Raw genomic sequence first — 1360 nt, 5'->3', positions numbered from 1 at the left:
TCCCGCAACTAGCATAACGCCCCATTGGTCATTGGTCATTGGTCATTCCGAGTTGGCCATTCCGAGTTGGTTATTCCAGCCAGTCACTTCTTGCCCGCTGGCAACTCAATCGTCAGGTCGTTCGGGCCGCTGGCGATGGTCACGGTTTTCGGCAAATCCACCGGAATGGCGTTTTGCGTTTGAGCGGTCATCGCCGGGGTGTAAACAACTTTGTAGGTTCCCGCCGGGGCGCCGACGGCCTTCTTCATCGACAAGGCGTGGATGGTTTGCAGTTCAAAGCCCCCCTCGGCGTTCACCTCGGCGTTCACCAAAAGATCGTCGGACCCCGGCTTGGCCGGCTCGGCCCGGAATTGCACGATTCCGCCAGCCACAGGGGAGCCACCGCGCATCACCTTCCCCTTGGAAGGATTCAACGGGGGAAGATCTCCCTTGGGCTTGTTCTCGGAACAACCGGACAAGCCCAGTCCGCCGACGAACAGCGTCAAAGCGATCAGATGTCTCACCAGTTGCTCCCCAACACTGCGCCATCACGCGGGTCGTTGGCATTGGCCCAGGTCGTCGGGTCCATTGTGGCGCGGACGAAGCGGACGCTGCCGTCGCCGAGACCGACGTTGATGCCGCCGGTGTGCGCTCCTTGGGGGCGCTGATAGTCACAAGTCGAGATGTAGTTCGGTGCCACTTGAAACATCGGCGCCGCCGGATAGCCCACGGTGGTGCCGCCCTTGCCCGAGCCCAAGTTAAATCCTGGCCGCCATGATGTGTTGGAGTCGGCCCACAACGTGCCATTCGCAGTGGCAAGGTTGCCGGTGTTGCCGCAGGTGCCGTACATCTCGGCGAAGAAGACTGTGTTGCTCAGGCCGTCGGTGATGCTGGCGAACTTGTTGTTTCCTTGGGTGTTTCCGGCGGTCGGGTTGCCGAACACATAATGGTTGCCGCCGTAGCAACTGGCCGCCCAGGCGTTGGCCCCGCCGTTGGACGTGGTGCATTTGCCGGCCGTAATGGACGGGTCCGAGGGGCACAGGAACGCCGGGATCACCTTGTCGTACTGGCCTCCCGCGTAGCCGCTCACGTTCATGAGGGTGTAAACATTGTTCTGCTCCAGGGCGGGCAGAAGGAACGCCATGAGGGTGTAAACATGGTTGCCATAAGCCGGCGAGGCGGACACGGTCGTCGCGTCGGCGGCGCACATCGGCGGCAACGCGCCATAAGTGTCGTGGTTGTTGTGGACGGCCAGCGAAATCTGCTTGAGATTGTTGGAACACTTCATTCGATTCGCCGCTTCGCGAATCTTTTGGACGGCCGGCAGAAGCAGGCCGATCAGGATGGCGATGATCGCAATCACCACCAACAATTCAATGAG

Annotated in this window: 2 protein-coding genes; both read right to left on the bottom strand. The window is 60.7% G+C overall.

Annotation, left to right across the window (positions count from 1 at the left end; translation table 11 throughout):
* Positions 1-83 precede the first annotated feature (83 nt).
* Positions 84-503 (bottom strand): hypothetical protein, encoded by a 420-nt coding sequence (locus BGIM_RS0100560; protein WP_020467897.1) that lies wholly within the window; start codon positions 501-503, stop codon positions 84-86.
* Positions 500-1360: DUF1559 domain-containing protein (locus tag BGIM_RS47890; protein ID WP_020467896.1), on the bottom strand; the 861-nt coding region annotated here is incomplete at its 5' end. The genes BGIM_RS47890 and BGIM_RS0100560, both read right to left, overlap by 4 nt.

The organism is Zavarzinella formosa DSM 19928 (genome assembly GCF_000255705.1).
Classification (GTDB): domain Bacteria; phylum Planctomycetota; class Planctomycetia; order Gemmatales; family Gemmataceae; genus Zavarzinella; species Zavarzinella formosa.
The sequence above is the reverse complement of the archived record's forward strand: the minus strand, read 5'-3'. Positions and strand labels throughout refer to the sequence as shown.